Source organism: Lacisediminimonas profundi, from assembly GCF_008831265.1.
GTDB lineage: Bacteria > Pseudomonadota > Gammaproteobacteria > Burkholderiales > Burkholderiaceae_D > Lacisediminimonas > Lacisediminimonas profundi.
Window position 1 is genome coordinate 233,798 of sequence record NZ_VTTH01000003.1, and the last position, 17,876, is coordinate 251,673.

Consider the following 17,876-nt stretch of genomic DNA (forward strand, 5'->3'; position numbering starts at 1 on the left):
CCGCAAAAGAGCGCCGCACTGGTGGGAGAATTCAACTTTTCCCGGCCGCCATCCATGCGATGACCGGCTGGCACGCGGCCCGACCATTCCTGATGGAGAAGTAACCAATGACTACCTGCGTCGTCGTCAAGAAAGGCAACGAGATCGCGATCGCGTCCGACTCGCTGGTCACGTTCGGCGATACCCGTCTTTCCAATGCATACGAAGCAAACGAGAAAATTTTCAAGGTCGGCGACTCGTACATCACGCTGGCCGGCACAGCAGCGCACTTCCCGGTGATGCGCAAGCTGCTGCTCGAGATGGGCGACGAATGCAAGCTGCACAGTCGGGAAGAAGTGTTCGACACCTATTCCCGCGTGCATGCGATCCTGAAGGAGAAGTACTTCCTGAACCCCAAGGAAGACGAGGACGATCCTTACGAATCGTCGCAGATCACTTCGCTGATAGCCAATCCGTACGGCATATTCGGGGTGTATTCGTATCGCGAGGTATTCAGTTTCGAGCGCTTCTGGGGTATCGGCAGCGGCCGCAATTTTGCGCTGGGCGCAATGCACGCGGTGTACGGGCAAGCCGCCAGCGCACGTGACATTGCGGAGATCGGCGTACAGGCGGGAGCGGAATTCGACAAGAGTTCGTCGGGACCTTTCCGCATTTTCAGCATCTGGGCGAAATAAACCGCGCAAACGGAGCAAACAGCTATGAGCAGTATCGAAGTCAGGGTTCCCGACATTGGCGACTTCAAGGAAGTCGAGATCATCGAATTGCTGGTCAAGCCGGGCGACCGGGTGGCGGTCGACCAGTCGCTGGTGACGGTGGAGTCCGACAAAGCCAGCATGGAGATTCCTTCGCCGCAGGCCGGTGTCATCAAGGAACTGAAGGTCAGGATTGGCGACAAGATCGCGGAAGGCTCGCTGCTGCTGACGCTGGAAGCTGCCGAAGCCGTCGCGGCTGGCAGCGCAGCTGCGCCGGCTCCGTCGCCAGCGAGCGCCGCTTCTCCTGCACCTTCTCCTGCACCCTCTGCGGCAGCGCCTCACGCTCCTGCCGCAGCGCCAGTGGCGGCCAGTTTTTCTGGCAAGGCCGACATCGAATGCGACACCCTGGTGTTGGGCGCCGGGCCTGGCGGCTATACCGCGGCTTTCCGCGCGGCCGACCTCGGGCAGAAGGTGGTGCTGGTGGAACGCCATGCCGCGCTCGGCGGCGTCTGCCTGAATGTCGGCTGCATTCCGTCCAAGGCGCTGCTGCATGCAGCCAAAGTGATCACGGAAGCCGAAGAAATGTCCCACTTCGGCATCAAGATGGCAAAGCCCGAGATCGATATCGACGCGCTGCGCGGCTGGAAGGAAAGCGTCGTGAAGAAGCTGACCGGCGGCCTGTCCGGCCTCGCCCGCGCCCGCAAGGTGACGGTAGTGCAGGGGCGCGGCAGCTTCAGCTCGCCCAATACGCTGGTGGTCGAGACTGCCGAGGGCAGCAAGACCATCGCCTTCAGGAATGCCATCATCGCCGCCGGATCCTCGGTGGCGCGCATTCCCGGCTTCCCGTATGAGGACCCGCGCCTGATCGACTCTACCGGCGCGCTTGAACTGCGGGCGCTGCCGAAGAAGATGCTGGTGATCGGCGGCGGCATCATCGGGCTGGAAATGGCTTGTGTGTATGACGCACTCGGCGCCCAGGTCACGGTGGTCGAGTTCGCCGACGGGCTGATTCCCGCAGCCGACCGCGACATTGTCAAGCCGCTGCAAAAGCGCATCGAGAAACGCTATGCCGGCATCTGGCTGAAGACCAAGGTCACCAGGCTGGAGGCGAAGCCGGAAGGCCTGCTTGCCACCTTCGAGGGCGAAAATGCGCCGAAGGACCCGCAGCTGTACGACATGGTGCTGCTGGCCGTGGGGCGGCGCCCGAACGGACGCGAGGTCGCAGCCGAGAAGGCCGGTGTGGTGGTCAACGAACGCGGATTCATCCCGGTCGACCGGCAGCAGCGGACCAACGTGCCGCACATTTTCGCCATCGGCGACATCTGTGGCGACCCGATGCTGGCGCACAAGGCGACCAACGAGGCCAAGGTGGCGGCCGAGGTGATTGCCGGCCACAAGGTGGAATTCGACGCGCTGACGATTCCGTCGGTTGCCTATACCGATCCGGAAGTGGCGTGGATGGGATTGACCGAGACCGAGGCCAAGGCCAAGGGCATACCGTACGAGAAGGCAGCATTCCCGTGGGGCGCTTCCGGCCGCGCCCTGGCAATGGGGCGCGAAGACGGCCTGACCAAGCTGCTGTGGGATCCGCAGACCAAGCGCATCATCGGCGCCGGCATCGTCGGCGTGAATGCCGGCGAACTGCTCGCGGAAACGGTGCTGGCGATGGAAATGGGCGCGGACCTTGAAGACCTGGCACTGACGGTGCATGCGCATCCGACGCTGTCGGAGACGCCGATGTTCGCAGCCGAAATGGGGCTGGGCAGTATTACCGACCTGTACCTGCCCAAAAAATAGGCAGCAGCATGCCAATCCGAGCGCCGGCTTCCAGCCGGCGTTTTTTTTTGCGAATTTACGGCGGCGGGTTCACTGCGGCGCGCCGAGCGAGTCCGGACTGCTTGATGGAACTAAATCGATCAATTTGTTACCTAGCGATCGATTGGGCGAAAGTCGAACGCATTTGACAAGCTGGGACGAAGTGAACGTCAAAACGGGGAGCTGGGAATGAACAGGATAGCCAAGTCGGTCTTGAAGGCGACGTGGAAGGGGCCGGATGCCGGAGCCCCTGCCAAAAAGCCTGCCAGGCAGCCCGGGAAAGGGGTGGAAAACGGGGCAAGAAAACTGGCGCAAGCTGCCGTTGGCCTTGGCGGCATTGCCTCCGTGAAAGGCGGCAACAAGACGACGACGGCGCCGCTCAAATCCCCGCTTGCGACTGGCATGCCGTCTTTCGAGAAGCTGTCCGCTTCCGTCAAATCTGATTTGACCGTCTGTCTGAACCGGGGTCGCAGCCGCTCGATCGTGGGCATCGAGACCCCTTACGCCAGCGGCGCGAAAGATGGCTTGGCCGATGCCGCCGAGCAGGTGCGCGAGTTGCTCGGGCAACCGAACGGCGCCGCCACCGGGGCCGGGAGATTGCAGATATTGTTGTCGCTGGATCCCGCCGACAAGTCGCCCGAGGCGAAACTGGTGGCCTTGTGCTGGTACAACCTGCGTAGCAGCGAGTTGCCGGACGAAGCCTTGACCAGTCGTTCCACGATGAAGTCCGCCTCGGATGCCATTCCATTTCGCGATGCGCTTGACGATCTGGTGGACAACTACCTGATCACCAACCGCAACGTCGTGTACGCCCTCGCCGACATGAAGGAAACCAGCTGAGGCGGCAAGCGTCGCGCCTTGCCGTCGACGGCCGCTGATCAGTCGTCCGACCGCGGGCTGTCGATCCAGTATCCCAGGCGCTTCATCCACTGCGCCATTTCCCGTTCATCCAGCGATCCGCTTTCATGCAGCGCCTGGACTTCAGGCCGGAGGTCAGCCAGCCGGTGCTGGTTCAGCTTGAACTTGCCTTCGACCTTTTCGACGCGAATTTCAAACGCGACGATCGCGTCCAGCATGACGTCGAGCAGTTCGGGCCGCATGCGTTCGAACTGCGCCTGGTACGAGACTTCATGATGGGCGATCAGCCGTTCCAGCGTTGCCAGCTTGCGCTGGCGGTCATGCACGGTGTGCGCCTTGCCGGTCGCCTGCACGGTCACATAGTTCCAGGTCGGCACCCGCTCGCTGCTCTTGTACTGCGTCGGCGAGATGTAGGCGTGCGGGCCGTGGAAGATGGCCAGCGCGGTCGCGCCGCGCTCGAATGCCTGCCACTGTGGATTGGCGCGCGCCATGTGGCCTTCGATGCGAAAACCGTCGTCCTCGCGCCGGGCCAGCAGCGGCAGCGGCGTCGCCAACGGCACGCCGTCCTCCGCCGTCACCAGTGTGGCAAAGGTATGCCTGCGCATCACATCGAGCAGCAGCGCCGGATCGTCCTGCGCGAAATGCGATGGCAGGTACATGGAACTCAGTCCAGGCTGGAGATGACGCCCGACAGCATGTCGGCCATCTGGTCGATTTCGTCGAAGCTCACGTTCAGGGCCGGCATGAAACGCAGCAGGTCAGGGCGTGGCGAATTCAGCAGCAGGCCGACCGGCTCGAGCTGCCGGGCACGTTCGACGATCTGCGGGCCGATGTCGCGTCCGAGCTTGAGCGCGCGCAGCAGGCCTTCGCCGCGCTCGCCTTCCAGTCCGTGCTTTGCCGTCAGCCGCAGCGAGGTTTCCGCCAGGTGGCGTCCGGCGTCCTTCACATGCTGCAGGAAGCCTGGCGCCAGCAGCGTTTCCAGTACCGCAGCGCCGACCGCAGTCATCAGCGGATTGCCATTGTAGGTGCCGCCCTGGTCGCCCGGCTCGAAAACGGCGAAGCGTTCCCTGCACAGCATGGCCGACAGCGGCACGCCGGCACCGATGCCCTTGCCCAAGGTCATGATGTCCGGCCCGATGCCCGACAGCTGGTAGGCAAACAGTTCACCGGTGCGTCCCATGCCGGTCTGCACTTCGTCCACGATCAGCAGCAGGTCGCGTTGCTCGGTGAATTCGCGCAAGCTGCGCATGAATTCATTGGTGGCGGGGATCACGCCGCCTTCGCCCTGCACCGGTTCCAGCATGACTGCGACGGTGCGGTCCGTCACCAGCCTTTCGACGCTGGCCAGGTCGTTCAGCTCGGCCTTGAGGAAGCCGGGCACCTGCGGCGCGAAGATCGTGTCCCAGCCCGGTTTGCCCGAGGCCGACATGGTCGCCAGCGTGCGGCCGTGGAAGCTGTGGTCGAAGGTGATGATTTCGTAGCGGGCTTCGCCCTTCTTGTTCGGGTTCTTCTGGCCCCATTTGCGCGCCAGCTTGATCGCCCCTTCGTTGGCCTCGGCGCCGCTGTTGGCGAAGAACACCCGGTCGAAGCAGGAATTGGCGGTCAGCATCGATGCCAGCCGGATCGACGGCTCGTTATAGAACGCGGGCGAGGGATTGATGATTTTCTTTGCCTGCGCCTCCAGCGCATCCAGCATGCATTGCGGAGAGTGGCCGAGGCAGTTGACCGCCCAGCCCTGCAGGTAGTCGAGATAGCGCTTGCCGCGATGGTCGGTCATCCACATGCCGCGGCCTTCGGTGAAAACCAGCTCCGGCCGGTTGGTGATCGATAGCAGCGAGTCGATGTCGTACTGACTGAATTCCATGGCGGGTCCTCGGGGAAACAAAGCAAAAGCGGTGGTAAAAAAAAAGCCACAGGAGAGGCCTGTGGCTTGTTGAGCAGCAAGAGCTTACATGCAAGGCATCCGGGGTTACAAGGGCCGGGCGCAACGTCGCAGAAAGGTGACTGTCGTTTTCATGGGATGAATAGTAAGGGTTTTTTGGGCAGTGCGTCAAAAAGTTGTGATGGTTTTGACCTGGCTGCGTGTTTACCCGGCGGCCAGATCGGCTTCGGAAGTGAACGCATCGGCGTAAAACTCTTCTTCCGGCAGTTTGCACAGCGCGCAGAATTCCCGCCGCGCCGCGTCCACCATCACCGGCGCGCCGCAGGCATAGACCTGGTGCCCGGACAAATCCGGCAGGTCCTGCATCACGGCCTGGTGGACGAAGCCGGTGCGTCCGCTCCAGCCATCCCCGGGCAAGGCGTCCGAGATCACCGGCACATATTGAAAGCCCGGCACGGTCCGCGCCCATTCCTCGCACAGCGTATTCATGTACAGGTCCTGCGGGCGGCGGCCACCCCAGTACAGCACCATCGGCCGCTTCAGGTCCTTGGCGATGGCATCTTCCACAATTGCCTTGATTGGCGCAAATCCGGTGCCGGACGCCAGCAATACCATCGGCTTGGTGGATTCGTCGCGCAGGAAGAAGCTGCCGAGCGGGCCTTCGAAACGCAGGATGTCACGTTCCTTCATGGTATTGAAGACCTGGTCGGTGAACAGGCCGCCGAACATGTGGCGGATGTGTAGTGTCAGCGTCGGCTCCTTGTGCGGCGCATTGGCCATGCTGTAGCTGCGCCGCTTGCCGTCTTTGAGCAGGAATTCGATGTACTGGCCGGCCCGGTACCGGAAGGGTTCGGTGGCAGGCAGTTGCAGGTGCAGCACGATGACATCGTCGGCGACCCGCTCGATGCGGGACACCCGGGTCGGCAGCTTCTTGACCGGATAATCACCCAGACCGACCACTTCGCGCGCTTCGATCGTGAGGTCGGAGTGCGGCGTGGCGCAGCAGAAAAGCGCATAGCCCTGCTGTTCCTCCGCGACTGGCAGGGCTTTTTCCTGATGGGCGCCGTGCGTGATTTCGCCGGCCAGCACCCGGCCTTTGCAACTGCCGCATGCGCCGCTCTTGCAGCCATAAGGCAAGCCGATGCCGGCGCGGATCGCGGCAGCGAGCAGGTTCTCGCCTTCTTCGCATGAAAACTGGTGCCCCGAAGGCTGAACCGTAACCTGGAAAGTCATACAATCCCGATGATGAAAATGAAAGTGGAGAAATTGGAAAATTCGTTGGAATACCCGTTGGAATACCCGTCGGGAGCCCGGTTCGGAGCGCCGCGTGTCCTGATCGTGGGCTGCGGCGATGTCGGCATGCGCCTGCTGCCTTTGCTGCGCGATCGCTTTCGGGTGTTCGCCGTGACCAGCCAGCCCGCACGCCGCGCCGAATTGCGGGTGGCCGGCGCCATTCCCATCGTCGCCGACCTCGACCGGCCAGCCAGCCTGGCCCGGCTGGGCAGGCTGGCGTCGTTCATCGTGCATCTGGCGCCGCCGCAGTCCAGCGGCGCCATCGATCGGCGCACGCGCCACCTGAGCGCCATTTTACCCGAGGGGGCGACCGTGGTTTATGTCAGCACCACGGGCGTCTACGGCGATTGCGGCGGGGCATTTTTTGACGAGACGCGGCCGGTGCGGCCGCGCAACGAGCGCGCCAGGCGCAGGGTCGACGCCGAGCAAACCTTGCGGCAATGGGCGCGCCGCAGCCACTCGCGGCTTGCGATCCTGAGGGTGCCCGGCATTTATGCGGAGGATCGGCTGCCGCTGGAGCGGCTGGCCAAGGGCATGCCGGCGCTGCTGCCTGCCGAGGATGTCCATACCAGTCATATCCATGCGGACGACCTGGCGCGCATCATTGCCGCAGCGATGTTCCGGCTGGCGCCGGGACGCATCTATCATGCGGTCGATGACACCGATCTGCGGATGGGGGAATATTTCGACCTGGTGGCGGATGCATTCAGGCTGCCGCGGCCGCCGCGCCTGTCGCGCGCAGCCCTGCAGCAGCAAGTCTCGCCGATGATGCTGTCGTTCATGTCGGAGTCGCGTCGTCTGGCCAATGACCGGATCAAGACCGAGCTGGGCGTGCGCTTGCGCTATCCGGACGTGCAGGGCTTCCTCAGATTCTTCAACTCAGCGCGGACGTCACCTTCAGCACTTCCTCGATCGTCGTGACGCCCTCGGCAATCTTGGCGGCGCCGGCGATGCGCAGCGGTTTCATGCCGTCGGCCATGCTTTGCCGGCGCAGCCGATGGATGTCGGCATTTTCGCGGATCTCGCCGGAAAACTTCTGGGTCACGGTCAGCAGTTCGTACAGACCGGTGCGGCCGCGGTAACCGGTCTGCCGGCATTCCGGGCAGCCGACCGCCCGGTACACCGCGGCTGGCGCTTGCATCGGCCATTCCTGTACCAGGCTTTCCCACAGCGTCACCGGGAATTCGTCGTCGACCGCCTTGCAATGCGTGCACAGCGTGCGCACCAGCCGTTGCGCCATCACGCCGGTCAGGGTCGCCTCCAGCAGATAGTGCGGCACGCCGAGTTCCAGCAGGCGCATCACTGCTGAAGGCGCGTCGTTGGTGTGCAGGGTCGACAGCACGAGATGACCGGTCAGGGCTGCCTGGATCGCCATTTCAGCGGTTTGCAGGTCGCGGATCTCGCCGATCATGATGATGTCCGGATCCTGCCGCATCAGCGCCCGCACGCCATCCGCAAACGACAGGTCGATGCCGTGCTGGACCTGCATCTGGTTGAACGAGGCCTCCACCATTTCGATCGGGTCCTCGACCGTGCAGACATTCACCTGGGGTGTCGCCAGCGCCTTGAGCGTGGTGTAAAGCGTGGTGGTCTTGCCCGATCCGGTCGGCCCGGTGACCAGCACGATGCCGTGCGGGCGGCTGGTCAGCGCATCCCAGCGGGCAGCATCGTCAGGCGGGAAGCCGAGCTCCGGCAGTGTCTTGACCACTACTTCGGGATCGAAGATACGCATCACCAGCTTCTCGCCGAATGCAGTGGGGAGGGTGGATAGCCGTAATTCGACTTCCTGGCCGGCATTGGTGCGGGTCTTGATCCGGCCGTCCTGCGGCCGCCGCTTCTCGATCACGTCCATGCGGCCGAGCAGCTTGATGCGCGCGGTCATCGCGATCATCACCACGGCCGGCACCTGGTAGACCTGGTGCAGCACGCCGTCGATACGGAAGCGCACCGCGCAGAAGTCGCGCTTTGGTTCCAGGTGGATGTCGGATGCGCGTTGCTCGAACGCGTATTGCCACAACCAGTCGACGATGTTGATGATGTGCTGGTCGTTGGCGTCAACCTGCTTGTTGCTGCGGCCCAGTTCTACCAGTTGCTCGAAATTGTTGCGCAGCGCGAGGTCCTGGCCGCTGGCGCGGTTGGCGTCCCGGATCGATTTTGCCAATGAAAAAAACTGGCTGATGTACTGCGCTATGTCGACCGGATTGGCGATCACCAGCCGCACTTGCCGGCGCGAGATCCTGGCGATTTCATCCACCCACTCCAGGTCCAGCGGCTCGGCTGTCGCGATGGTCAGTTCAGTCGCGGTCAGTTCCACCGGCAGGATATTGAATCGTGCTGCGTAGGTGGCGGACATGACGTCGGCCACGCGAGTGAAATCAATCTTCAGCGGATCGATGCGAAAAAAAGGCAGTTGCATCCTGGCAGCCAGCCACTCGGTCAGCCACTCGAGAGTCATCGGCTGGTGCGGCGGCTCGGCTGCGCGGATCTTGCACTGCGCCACCGCCGTCAGCGGATGCATGGTGGTCGGACCGTTGCGCAGCAGGCCCTGCGCCTGGTTATACAGCGCCCTGGCACCGGCCTTGTCGATCAGCTTGTCGGTCAGCAGCCAGGAAAAGACATGCTGCAGGTCGAGTGTCTTGCGGGCGGCCTTGGTCATGGCGGGTTCCGGTGAGGGCGTGGCGTGGCAGCGGTCAGTCAGCAGAGCCGTGATCCAGCGCCGACTTGATGCCATTTACCCAACTGCGTGCTGGCAGCCGGGTAGCTTCCTTGATGTTCGCGGCTTCTTCATACAGCAGCGAGAAATCCAGCACCGGCAGCGTATTGAAGCAGAGCGCGACCACATTGCCGTCATGTACCTCGGGCAGGGTGATCACCGTATTGAAGGCATAGCGCATCGCCTTGATGTTGCGCTTGAAGCTGGGATGATCGCCGAACAGGTTGACGGTTGCCACACCGCCCGGCGAAAGCGCGGCAGCGCAATCGGAATAGAACTCGGGCGTATCCAGCACCGGGCCGCGGGCAGTGGCGTCGTACAGGTCGATTTGCAGCACATCGATCTGCCCGGGTGTGGCAGCGGCCTGCTGCATGTAGTCGAGCGCATCCATTTCCAGCACCGTCAGCAGGTCGTCATTGGGCGGCAGCTTGAACATTTCCTCGCAGATGCGGATGACTGAAGGGTTGAGTTCCACTGCAGTCACGCGCGCTTCGGGGAATTGCTGGTGACAGAACTTGGTCAGGGCGCCGGTACCCAGTCCCAGTTGCACGATGTGGCGTGGCGAATCGATGAACAGCATCCACGCCATCATCTGCTGGGCGTATTCCAGTTCGATCCAGTTCGGCTTGCGAATGCGCATCGCACCCTGCACCCACTCGGTGCCGAAATGGAGGTAGCGCACACCATCCATCTCGGACAGGGTGACCGGCGCATATTTCGGCTTGCGGCGCCCGGGGGGTGCCCCTGCCTCGGCTTTTCTGGCGGATGGGCGATGGGCTTGTTCGTTTTCTATGGATTTTCGTTTGATCAGCATGACTTGAGGCGGGCGCTGGCCGGATAATGCGGCGGGAGGGGAGGCCGCATTATCCGGCCAGCGCCTGCCACGACGCAAGTTTCTGCTCGAATCCCAGCGCGGCGTGTGCGGGGGAGGAAGAAGGCAGCACCAGCGTCTCGAATCCGGCGGCCTCGAAATCTTTCGCATGGCGGCCCGCTGTCTTGCCATTGAAGCAAACGCGGCGCAGCGCCGGGCAGAGTTGCCGGAGCCGGGTGAAATCGTTGGCGCGCGGATCGCGGATCGCCGTGTCGAGGCTGCCGTTGCGGTTGCAGGCTGCGATCACGTCCCACAGGCCGATACGGTGCGCGAGCAGGCGAACAAGGCGTTGCGGATAGGGAAGCGCGGCCAGGTCCTCGCCGATTGCCGCCCCGAGCAGGCGCCAGAATTGATTGCGTGGATGGGCATAGTACTGTCCGGCTGCCAATGACGCGGCGCCGGGAAAGCTGCCGAGGATCAGCACCCGGACGTTCCGGTCAAGTACGGGAGGAAGACCGGTCAGCAGTTCGGCGTCGTGTGCTTGCATGCTTCGATTATAGTGGTCGGCGAGAATCCATCACCCGGGGACAGGAGGTTGACATGGCGGACAGGATTGACAAGGTGGTGCTCATCACCGGTGGCAGCCGGGGCATAGGTGCGGCAACGGCCTTGCTTGCTGCGCAAAACGGATATCGGGTCTGCATCAGCTACCGCAGCGCGCGCAGCGCCGCCGAGGCGGTGGCTGAGGAAATCCGGCGTGGCGGCGGGCAGGCACTGGCGCTGCCCTGCGACGTCGCCGACGAGAACGATATCGTCGCCCTGTTCGAAGCGGTCGACCGTGAATTCGGCCGGCTCGATGCGCTGGTCAACAATGCCGGCATGCTGGAAATGCAATCGCGGGTGGAGCACATGCAGGCGGCGCGCCTGCAGCGCGTCTTTTCTACGAACGTGATCGGCAGTTTCATTTGCGCGCGCGAGGCAATACGGCGGATGTCGACGCGCAATGGCGGTCAGGGCGGCGCGATCGTCAACCTGTCCTCGGTTGCGGCTCGTCTTGGCGCCCCCGGCGAATATATCGATTACGCCGCTTCCAAAGGGGCGATCGACACTTTTACCCTGGGCCTGGCCAAGGAAGTGGCGGGGGAGGGCATCCGTGTGAATGCAGTGCGGCCGGGTGTGATTCATACCGGGATTCACGCCAGCGGCGGCGAACCGGACCGGGTCGAGCGCGTAAGCCAAAGTGTGCCGATGTTGCGCGGCGGGCAACCGGAGGAAGTGGCACAGGCAATACTGTGGTTGTTGTCGGAGCAGGCATCGTATGTTGCCGGGGCAATCATCGATGTCACCGGTGGCCGGTGATCAGTGATACTGGAAAAAATCCAGCGGTACGAGCTCGTCATGAGGAGAAAACCTGCCACATGTCGCGGTCCCATTATCCCTGCGTGCCGGAATCAACAGGCGTAAAAAAACCGGCCCGAAGGCCGGTTTTCTTTCCAGGCGAGCTGGATTACTTCGATGCTGCAGGAGCAGCAGCTGCAGGTGCCGAAGCAGCCGGAGCCGAAGCGGCCGGTGCCGAAGCAGCAGGAGCGGCTGCAGGAGCAGCAGCAGCGTCAGCCGGAGCCGAAGCAGCAGGAGCTGCAGGAGCAGCAGCAGGTGCCGAAGCGGCAGGAGCAGCAGCAGGAGCAGCAGGAGCAGCTGCTTCTTCTTTCTTGCCGCAAGCGGCCAGGGCAACAGCCAGCAGGGAAGCGATCAACAATGTCTTTTTCATGTTTATTCCTCAGAAATAAATCAAATAATATGTAACGATGAATAATTACCGGTAATTATCGCTCGATTGGTTTGAATCCCCCTGACACGCAAGCATCATGGGGAAACACTCCAGCCGAAGATTATATCTGAAAATTTTATTGCGAACGCACAATAGACTTGTTCCTGTTGCGGTAGCGTGTAAATAATTGTGTGTTGTTTTGACACAGATCCAATGATCGGGCGGGAAAAGTCCTATGCCAGCAACAGCCAGCCGTCCTCGTACCATGTGCAGAGCGCTTCGCTGACGTCCGGCGAAGCCTGTCCGGCTTGCTCGCCTGACAGCATGCGCTGGTCTGCCAGCAGGCGCAGGACTGCCCGGTCCTCGGGGCCGGTATCAAAGGATTCGCCATTGATGAAAACCCGGCTCCCGGCGTACAGCATGCGCGAGCGGGGCGACAGGCGCACGCCGCGCCGCCGGGCCGCATCGGCGAACTTCGCCGGGCTCAGCGGGCGAGCCGGCGATTCGAAGAACACCTGGGGCTTGGGCGAGGACAGGTATTCGCCAAGGAACAGGCTGATGTCGTCTCGATCGAAACGGATGCGCTGCAGCTCGCGGCTTACCTGCTCCACCATCTGAGCCGGGAGTTCTGCCGGGCGTTTGGCCGGTTGCAGGTCAGGGTCGGCGTAGCGCCCGGGCAGTTCGACGGTGTCAGACATGAATTGCAGGAAGCTTTCCGCCAGCTCCTGCCAGGCCGGCGCCCGGAAACCGATCGAATACGTCATGCACTCGCCCACCGCGATGCCGTCATGCGCGTAATGCGGCGGCAGGTACAGCATGTCGCCCGGCTCCAGCACGTATTCCTCTTCAGGCTCGAAGTTTTGCAGTACCTTCAGGGGCAAGCCTTTTACCAGGGTCAGGTCGCGCTGACGGCCTATGCTCCAGCGGCGCTGGCCATGCGCCTGCAGCAGGAATACGTCGTAGGAATCGAAATGCGGGCCGACCCCGCCGCCGTCCGTCGCATAGCTGATCATCAGGTCGTCAAGGCGGGCGTCTGGCAGGAATCGGAACTGGCCCAGCAGGGCGTCGGCGCGGTCGTCATGCAGGTTCACGCCCTGCACCAGCGTGGTCCAGTTGCGGCGGGTGGTCGGCGGCAGCTCGGGCAAGGGCCCGGCTGTGAGCTTCCATTTCCCGGCAAAATGGGTGATCAGCCGAGACTCGACATCGTCCCGCTGCGCCAGTGCGAATAGCTCGTCGCGCGACAAAGGCGCCGTGAATCCGGGGATTGCCTGCCGGATCAGGAGCGGTTTTTTGTGCCAGTATTCTTTCAGGAAGCTGGCAGGCGTCAGTCCGCCGAGCAGGGTCAGTTTTTTCATCAGCGCATTATATAGTTCACGGCGAGTTCCACGGCGAGATCCACGGCGAGATCTACTGAGATGCGCAGGACCCGCAAGCCAGGGATGCAAGGACGCTGATGCGCCGCCAGGGCAGGGCATGCGGGCGGCGATTCATGGCGGGGACGGATGTCCCGGCCAGACCGGGACGTCGGGTCTGCCGCTGGGTCTACCGCTGGGTCTACCGGTATAATTCGCCGCACATTTCACACACAAGGACGCATCATGACGATTGCCCAAGACACCGTAGTCACACTGAATTACAAACTCTCCGACGCCCAGGGCAATCTGATCGAAGAAAGCCGCGAGCCCATGGTCTACCTGCATGGTGGATACGGCAATACACTGCCCAAGCTGGAAGAAGCACTGGCCGGCAAGAATGTCGGCGACAAGCTCGACGTCCAGGTCGAGCCTGAAGACGCATTCGGTGAATATGATTCGGAGCTGGTGCGCATCGAAGCACGCAATCGCCTGCCAGATCCGCTCGAAGTCGGCATGCAGTTCGAAGGTGCGCCGGACGCGGACGATGAAGAGTCGGTCATCTTCACCGTGACCGACATTGCGGACGACAAGGTCGTGTTGGATGGCAACCATCCGCTGGCCGGCATGGCCCTGCGTTTTTCGCTGGAAGTCGTTGCGGTGCGCCCGGCATCGGACGAAGAAAAGACCCACGGCCATGCCCATGGTCCGCACGGTCATCATCACCATGGCGATGACGAAGACGACGCGGGCGACCAGTTCCGCACGGTACCGATCCAGTAAGGATCCGGCTCGCCACCTGTCAGCTGCCTTTGGCGATGCTGAAGGTAGCTGTCCGGGCATCGAACATGACCCGGATCCAGCCCGGGCCGACCATCAGTTCACCCAGGTTGCCGCGCCAGACCATGCCGGTCGCGGCGCCGGCTTCCCGGGGCTGGTGCACCAGCAGCACGCGGCCCGGGAACTGCGCTGTCAGTTCGCGCAACTGGCGCCGGAATTCCTGATAGCCGTCGCGTCCGCCAGCGGCCGGCCTGGCGCCCCGCAAGGGCGCCGTCATTCGCGGGTCGCCATCGAAAAACAAGACCAGCGCGCGCTTTCTGTCCCGGCTTGCCGTCTGCGCCAGGCGTTTTAGCCAAACCCGGTTGGCAATCGTCCTGTCTTCGAACTCGCTGTTGCGGCCGGCCTCTGCCTTGTAATGATTGTTATCCCCCGGCACGTTCACAGTGCCGAACAGTATCCCGCCGGCTTCCCACCGCATGTTTTCGGAAAATCTGCGGAATTGCGCGCTCGCGGACTGGCGTGCGACCGGTAATCTGGCTCCGCCGATGCTGGTTGGCCCGGTGAAAAATATCTCCCTCACATGCTCCAGACGGTTCATGGCAGCCGACCCGCCGTCTTCGCGCCTGCACTCCGCCCAGTCGCTCGCCGACAGTGACACGATGATGTCGCTGCGCGCCTCAGCCAGCATTTCGCGCCGCTCGGAATACAGGCGATCCGAGCACGGCTCGGACGCGGATTTCAGGCCGGTCAGTACGACGAATGCCAGCCGTTGGCGATCAGTCTCGGCCAGTGCCTGGCGCAAGGGATCTTCGCTCGGTCCGATGCGGTCCGGCTGGCCGATCACGCCAAAGCTGAAGCGGCGCTGCTGCGCCTGCGCATCCGGCACCAGCGCAAGCAGCAGGCACAGAAGGGGCAGGACAAGGGCGGCCGGCAACCGGACGGTTGGCCATGCCAGCATTGGTGCCAGTGGCAGTTTCATTCAGTGCGTTGTTTTCGTTGTTACTCGTTGCTACTTGTTGTTATTCGTTGCTACGCGCTGCTATTCGTTGTTGGCCAGCTGTTTGAGCTGGTACAGCGCGTCCAGTGCTTCGCGCGGAGACAGGCTGTCGGGGTCGATTTTGGCCAGGGCATCAGCCAGGGCATCACCCAGCGCATCGGCCAGCGGATTCGTCTGCGCCACCGTCATCGTAGCGTCAGGCTCAAGCTCCGTGTTTGACGCATCTGTAACAGATGCAAACAAGTCGAACTGGGTGGCGGAGCCGACCGATTGCGCTTCCAGCTGTGCCAGGTGGCGGCGCGCGGCGCGGATCACCGCAGCGGGAACGCCCGCCAGCTGGGCCACCTGCAGGCCATAGCTTTGCGAAGCCGGCCCCGCCTGCACCGCATGCAGGAACACGATGCTGTCCTTGTGCTCGATCGCCGACAGGTGGACGTTTGCTGACGCCGGCCAGGATTGCGGCAACTGCGTCAGTTCGAAATAGTGTGTTGCGAACAGCGTGAAGCTTTTGGTGGTTTCGATCAGGTGGCGGGCGATGGCCCAAGCCAGCGCCAGGCCGTCGAAGGTGGAGGTGCCGCGTCCGACCTCATCCATCAGCACCAGCGAACGTTCGGTGGCGCCGTTCAGGATTGCCGCCGACTCGGTCATTTCGACCATGAAGGTCGAACGGCCACCCGCCAAGTCGTCGGCGGCGCCGATGCGGGTGAAGATGCGGTCCACCGGCCCGATGGTCGCGCTGCCGGCCGGCACGAAGCTGCCGACCCAGGCGAGCAGGGTGATCAGGGCCACCTGCCGCATGAAAGTCGATTTGCCGCCCATGTTGGGACCGGTGATCAGCAACAGCCGGCGCTCCGGATTCAATTGACAGTCATTGGCGATGAAACGCTCGATGGTTTTTTCCACCACTGGATGCCGTCCCTGTTCGATCACGATGCAGGGCTCGTCCACCAGGTTCGGCGCGCACCAGTCGTTCGCCAGCGCATGCACGGCCAGCGCATTGAGCGTATCGAGTTGCGCCACGCCCTGTGCGATTTCCTGCAGGCGCGGGATATGCGGCGCCAGTTGCTGCAGCAGTTCCTCGTACAGCATCTTCTCGCGCGACAGTGCCCGTTCCTGCGCTGACAGTGCCTTGTCTTCGAAGGCCTTCAGTTCCGGCGTGATGTAACGCTCGGCATTCTTCAGCGTCTGGCGGCGGCGGTAGTCGTCCGGGACCTTGTCGGTCTGGCCGTGCGTCACCTCGATGTAGAAGCCGTGAACCTTGTTGTACTCCACCCGCAGGTTGCTGATGCCGGTACGGGCGCGCTCCCGTGTTTCCAGGTCGAGCAGGAACTGTCCGGCGTTCTGGGACAAGCCGCGCAATTCGTCCAGCTCGGCATCATGGCCGGGCGCGATCACGCCGCCATCGCGCACCATCGCCGCCGGTTCCGCTGCAATCGCGCGCCTCAGCAAATCCAGGCATTCGGACGGGGTCATGATGGCCTGCGCCAGTTGCGACAACAGTCCGTCCGGCATGCCGTTGGCCGCACGCAGCGCCAGTGAGCGCAAGGGTTCAAGCTGGCCCAGACCATCGCGCAGTCCCGACAGGTCGCGCGGGCGCGCGGAAAGCAGCGCAATGCGGGTGGTAATGCGTTCGATGTCCGGCACCTGCGACAAGCTTGCATTCATGTCGCCGCACAGGTCGCTGCCCATCAGTGCATTGATCGCGGCATGGCGCGCGCGCGCGATCGAACGATTGGTCGGCGCGTGGTGCAACCAGTGACGCAGCAGGCGCGAGCCCATCGCGGAGCGGCAGTGGTCGAGCAGCGCGAACAGCGTGGTATCGGGCGAATTCGTATCTTGCGGCCGCAGGCTGTCGGTGAGCTCGAGGTTGCGCCGGGTGGCGGCATCCATGCCGATGAATTCGTTCTCCGACTCCACCGTCAGCGAGCGCACATGCTGCAGGCCACGGCCCTGGGTCGATTCGGCATAGCGCAGCAGGGCACCGGCCGCACCCAGTGCGGCAGTGAGATTGTCCGCGCCAAAGCCGGCGAGCGAGGCGACCGCCAGCTGTGCTTTCAATGCCCGCTCGCCAGCCGGCAGGTCGAAATGCCAGTCGGGGACCGGCGTCACCCGCGCTGCCGGAAGCGGCATCTCGAGTGCCTCGCTGGCCAGCACCTCGGCCGGTGCAATCCGCTCCAGCTCCTGGCGCAGGCGCGCAGCGACGGATTTCTCCTCCCCGCCAAACTCCATCGTACGCAGCCGCCCGGCCGCCATCGACAGCCATGCCAGGCCGACTGTCAGCTGGCGGCGCTGGCTGGTAATGCAGACCGCCAGCAGCGGGCGGTCTGATTTTTCCGGCAGAAGGTCGCTGTCTGTCAGCGTGCCCGGCGTGACCACCCGGACCACCTTGCGATCCACCGGCCCCTTGCTGGTCGCGGGATCGCCGATCTGTTCGCAGATCGCCACCGATTCACCCAGCTTGACCAGCCGGGCCAGGTACTGGTCAGCCGAGTGGAAAGGCACGCCCGCCATCTTGATCGGCGAGCCATTGCTGGCGCCGCGCTGGGTCAGGGTAATGCCGAGCAGGCGGGATGCTTTTTCCGCGTCCTGGTGGAACAGCTCGTAGAAATCGCCCATGCGGTAGAACAGCAGGGTGTCGGGGTGGTCGGCTTTGATGCGTAAATACTGCTGCATCATCGGAGTCTGTTTTTCGAGGTCGCCCGAAATTTTCATGTTTGTCATTAGCTCAATTCTTGGACTTGGCACCCGTTCGGCTGGATTGCAGCGAACGAGGGCGGCCGGTGATCAGTCCTGTGGCCGCTCATTCCGGTAGCCGCCCGCGAGCCCGTATCAATGGCGAGGATGTGGTGCTTTCGCTAATGAGGGGCAGCATCGGCCAGATGAGCATCCGGTCCCGCGCTGTCTTCAATGCAGGG

16 protein-coding genes are annotated in these 17,876 nt (G+C 63.0%); 6 read left to right on the forward strand and 10 right to left on the reverse strand.

Features of this window, described 5'->3' with window-relative positions:
* The first annotated feature begins 107 nt into the window (after positions 1 to 107).
* From FVE66_RS10830 to FVE66_RS10840, 3 genes are all read left to right on the forward strand, one after another.
* Positions 108 to 674, forward strand: a complete 567-nt coding sequence (locus FVE66_RS10830) for an Ntn hydrolase family protein (protein WP_151447452.1) — start codon at positions 108 to 110, stop codon at positions 672 to 674.
* A 24-nt stretch (positions 675 to 698) separates the two neighbouring features.
* On the forward strand, positions 699 to 2,489 hold the full coding sequence (gene lpdA / locus FVE66_RS10835) for a dihydrolipoyl dehydrogenase (protein WP_151447453.1): 1,791 nt from the start codon (positions 699 to 701) through the stop codon (positions 2,487 to 2,489).
* Between the two features lie 207 nt (positions 2,490 to 2,696).
* Entirely contained in the window at positions 2,697 to 3,347 is a 651-nt protein-coding gene (locus tag FVE66_RS10840; protein WP_151447454.1) for a hypothetical protein, read from the forward strand.
* 38 nt (positions 3,348 to 3,385) lie between these two features.
* On the opposite strand, the gene FVE66_RS10845 is transcribed toward FVE66_RS10840, so the two are convergent.
* From FVE66_RS10845 to FVE66_RS10855, 3 genes are all read right to left on the reverse strand, one after another.
* On the reverse strand, positions 3,386 to 4,024 hold the full coding sequence (locus FVE66_RS10845) for an FMN-binding negative transcriptional regulator (RefSeq protein ID WP_151447455.1): 639 nt from the start codon (positions 4,022 to 4,024) through the stop codon (positions 3,386 to 3,388).
* Positions 4,025 to 4,029: 5 nt separating this feature from the next.
* Entirely contained in the window at positions 4,030 to 5,229 is a 1,200-nt protein-coding gene (locus FVE66_RS10850; RefSeq protein ID WP_151447456.1) for an acetylornithine transaminase, read from the reverse strand.
* A gap of 222 nt (positions 5,230 to 5,451) precedes the next feature.
* On the reverse strand, positions 5,452 to 6,480 hold the full coding sequence (locus tag FVE66_RS10855; protein ID WP_151447457.1) for a CDP-6-deoxy-delta-3,4-glucoseen reductase: 1,029 nt from the start codon (positions 6,478 to 6,480) through the stop codon (positions 5,452 to 5,454).
* A 45-nt stretch (positions 6,481 to 6,525) separates the two neighbouring features.
* Here FVE66_RS10855 and FVE66_RS10860 point away from each other — a divergent pair, with 45 nt between their 5' ends.
* Positions 6,526 to 7,461: an NAD-dependent epimerase/dehydratase family protein gene (locus tag FVE66_RS10860; protein WP_421829561.1), complete on the forward strand. Its 936-nt coding sequence runs from the start codon at positions 6,526 to 6,528 to the stop codon at positions 7,459 to 7,461.
* Here FVE66_RS10860 and tfpB read toward each other — a convergent pair.
* From tfpB to FVE66_RS10875, 3 genes are read right to left on the reverse strand one after another with little or no spacing between them, the layout of a single operon-like run.
* On the reverse strand, positions 7,415 to 9,196 hold the full coding sequence (tfpB, locus tag FVE66_RS10865) for a type IV pilus assembly ATPase TfpB (RefSeq protein WP_151447458.1): 1,782 nt from the start codon (positions 9,194 to 9,196) through the stop codon (positions 7,415 to 7,417). The two genes, FVE66_RS10860 and tfpB, sit on opposite strands and share 47 nt — an antisense overlap.
* A gap of 34 nt (positions 9,197 to 9,230) precedes the next feature.
* Entirely contained in the window at positions 9,231 to 10,067 is an 837-nt protein-coding gene (locus FVE66_RS10870; RefSeq protein WP_151447459.1) for a class I SAM-dependent methyltransferase, read from the reverse strand.
* 49 nt (positions 10,068 to 10,116) lie between these two features.
* Positions 10,117 to 10,611 (reverse strand): DNA-deoxyinosine glycosylase, encoded by a 495-nt coding sequence (locus FVE66_RS10875; RefSeq protein WP_151447460.1) that lies wholly within the window; start codon positions 10,609 to 10,611, stop codon positions 10,117 to 10,119.
* A 53-nt stretch (positions 10,612 to 10,664) separates the two neighbouring features.
* Between FVE66_RS10875 and FVE66_RS10880 the strand changes: the two genes are divergently transcribed.
* On the forward strand, positions 10,665 to 11,423 hold the full coding sequence (locus tag FVE66_RS10880; RefSeq protein ID WP_206668752.1) for an SDR family oxidoreductase: 759 nt from the start codon (positions 10,665 to 10,667) through the stop codon (positions 11,421 to 11,423).
* A gap of 148 nt (positions 11,424 to 11,571) precedes the next feature.
* On the opposite strand, the gene FVE66_RS20470 is transcribed toward FVE66_RS10880, so the two are convergent.
* Together FVE66_RS20470 and FVE66_RS10890 are read right to left on the reverse strand one after the other, a co-directional pair.
* A complete protein-coding gene (locus tag FVE66_RS20470; RefSeq protein ID WP_151447461.1) occupies positions 11,572 to 11,832 on the reverse strand; it encodes a hypothetical protein in 261 nt (86 codons plus the stop codon).
* A 233-nt stretch (positions 11,833 to 12,065) separates the two neighbouring features.
* Positions 12,066 to 13,187: a ribosomal protein uL16 3-hydroxylase gene (locus FVE66_RS10890; protein ID WP_151447462.1), complete on the reverse strand. Its 1,122-nt coding sequence runs from the start codon at positions 13,185 to 13,187 to the stop codon at positions 12,066 to 12,068.
* A gap of 243 nt (positions 13,188 to 13,430) precedes the next feature.
* Between FVE66_RS10890 and FVE66_RS10895 the strand changes: the two genes are divergently transcribed.
* A complete protein-coding gene (locus tag FVE66_RS10895; protein WP_151447463.1) occupies positions 13,431 to 13,967 on the forward strand; it encodes an FKBP-type peptidyl-prolyl cis-trans isomerase in 537 nt (178 codons plus the stop codon).
* A 19-nt stretch (positions 13,968 to 13,986) separates the two neighbouring features.
* On the opposite strand, the gene FVE66_RS10900 is transcribed toward FVE66_RS10895, so the two are convergent.
* Both FVE66_RS10900 and mutS read right to left on the reverse strand, forming a co-directional pair.
* Entirely contained in the window at positions 13,987 to 14,943 is a 957-nt protein-coding gene (locus FVE66_RS10900; protein ID WP_151447464.1) for a hypothetical protein, read from the reverse strand.
* 60 nt (positions 14,944 to 15,003) lie between these two features.
* Positions 15,004 to 17,682, reverse strand: coding sequence for a DNA mismatch repair protein MutS (gene mutS / locus FVE66_RS10905; RefSeq protein ID WP_241673149.1), 2,679 nt, complete (start codon positions 17,680 to 17,682; stop codon positions 15,004 to 15,006).
* Positions 17,683 to 17,876: the final 194 nt, after the last annotated feature.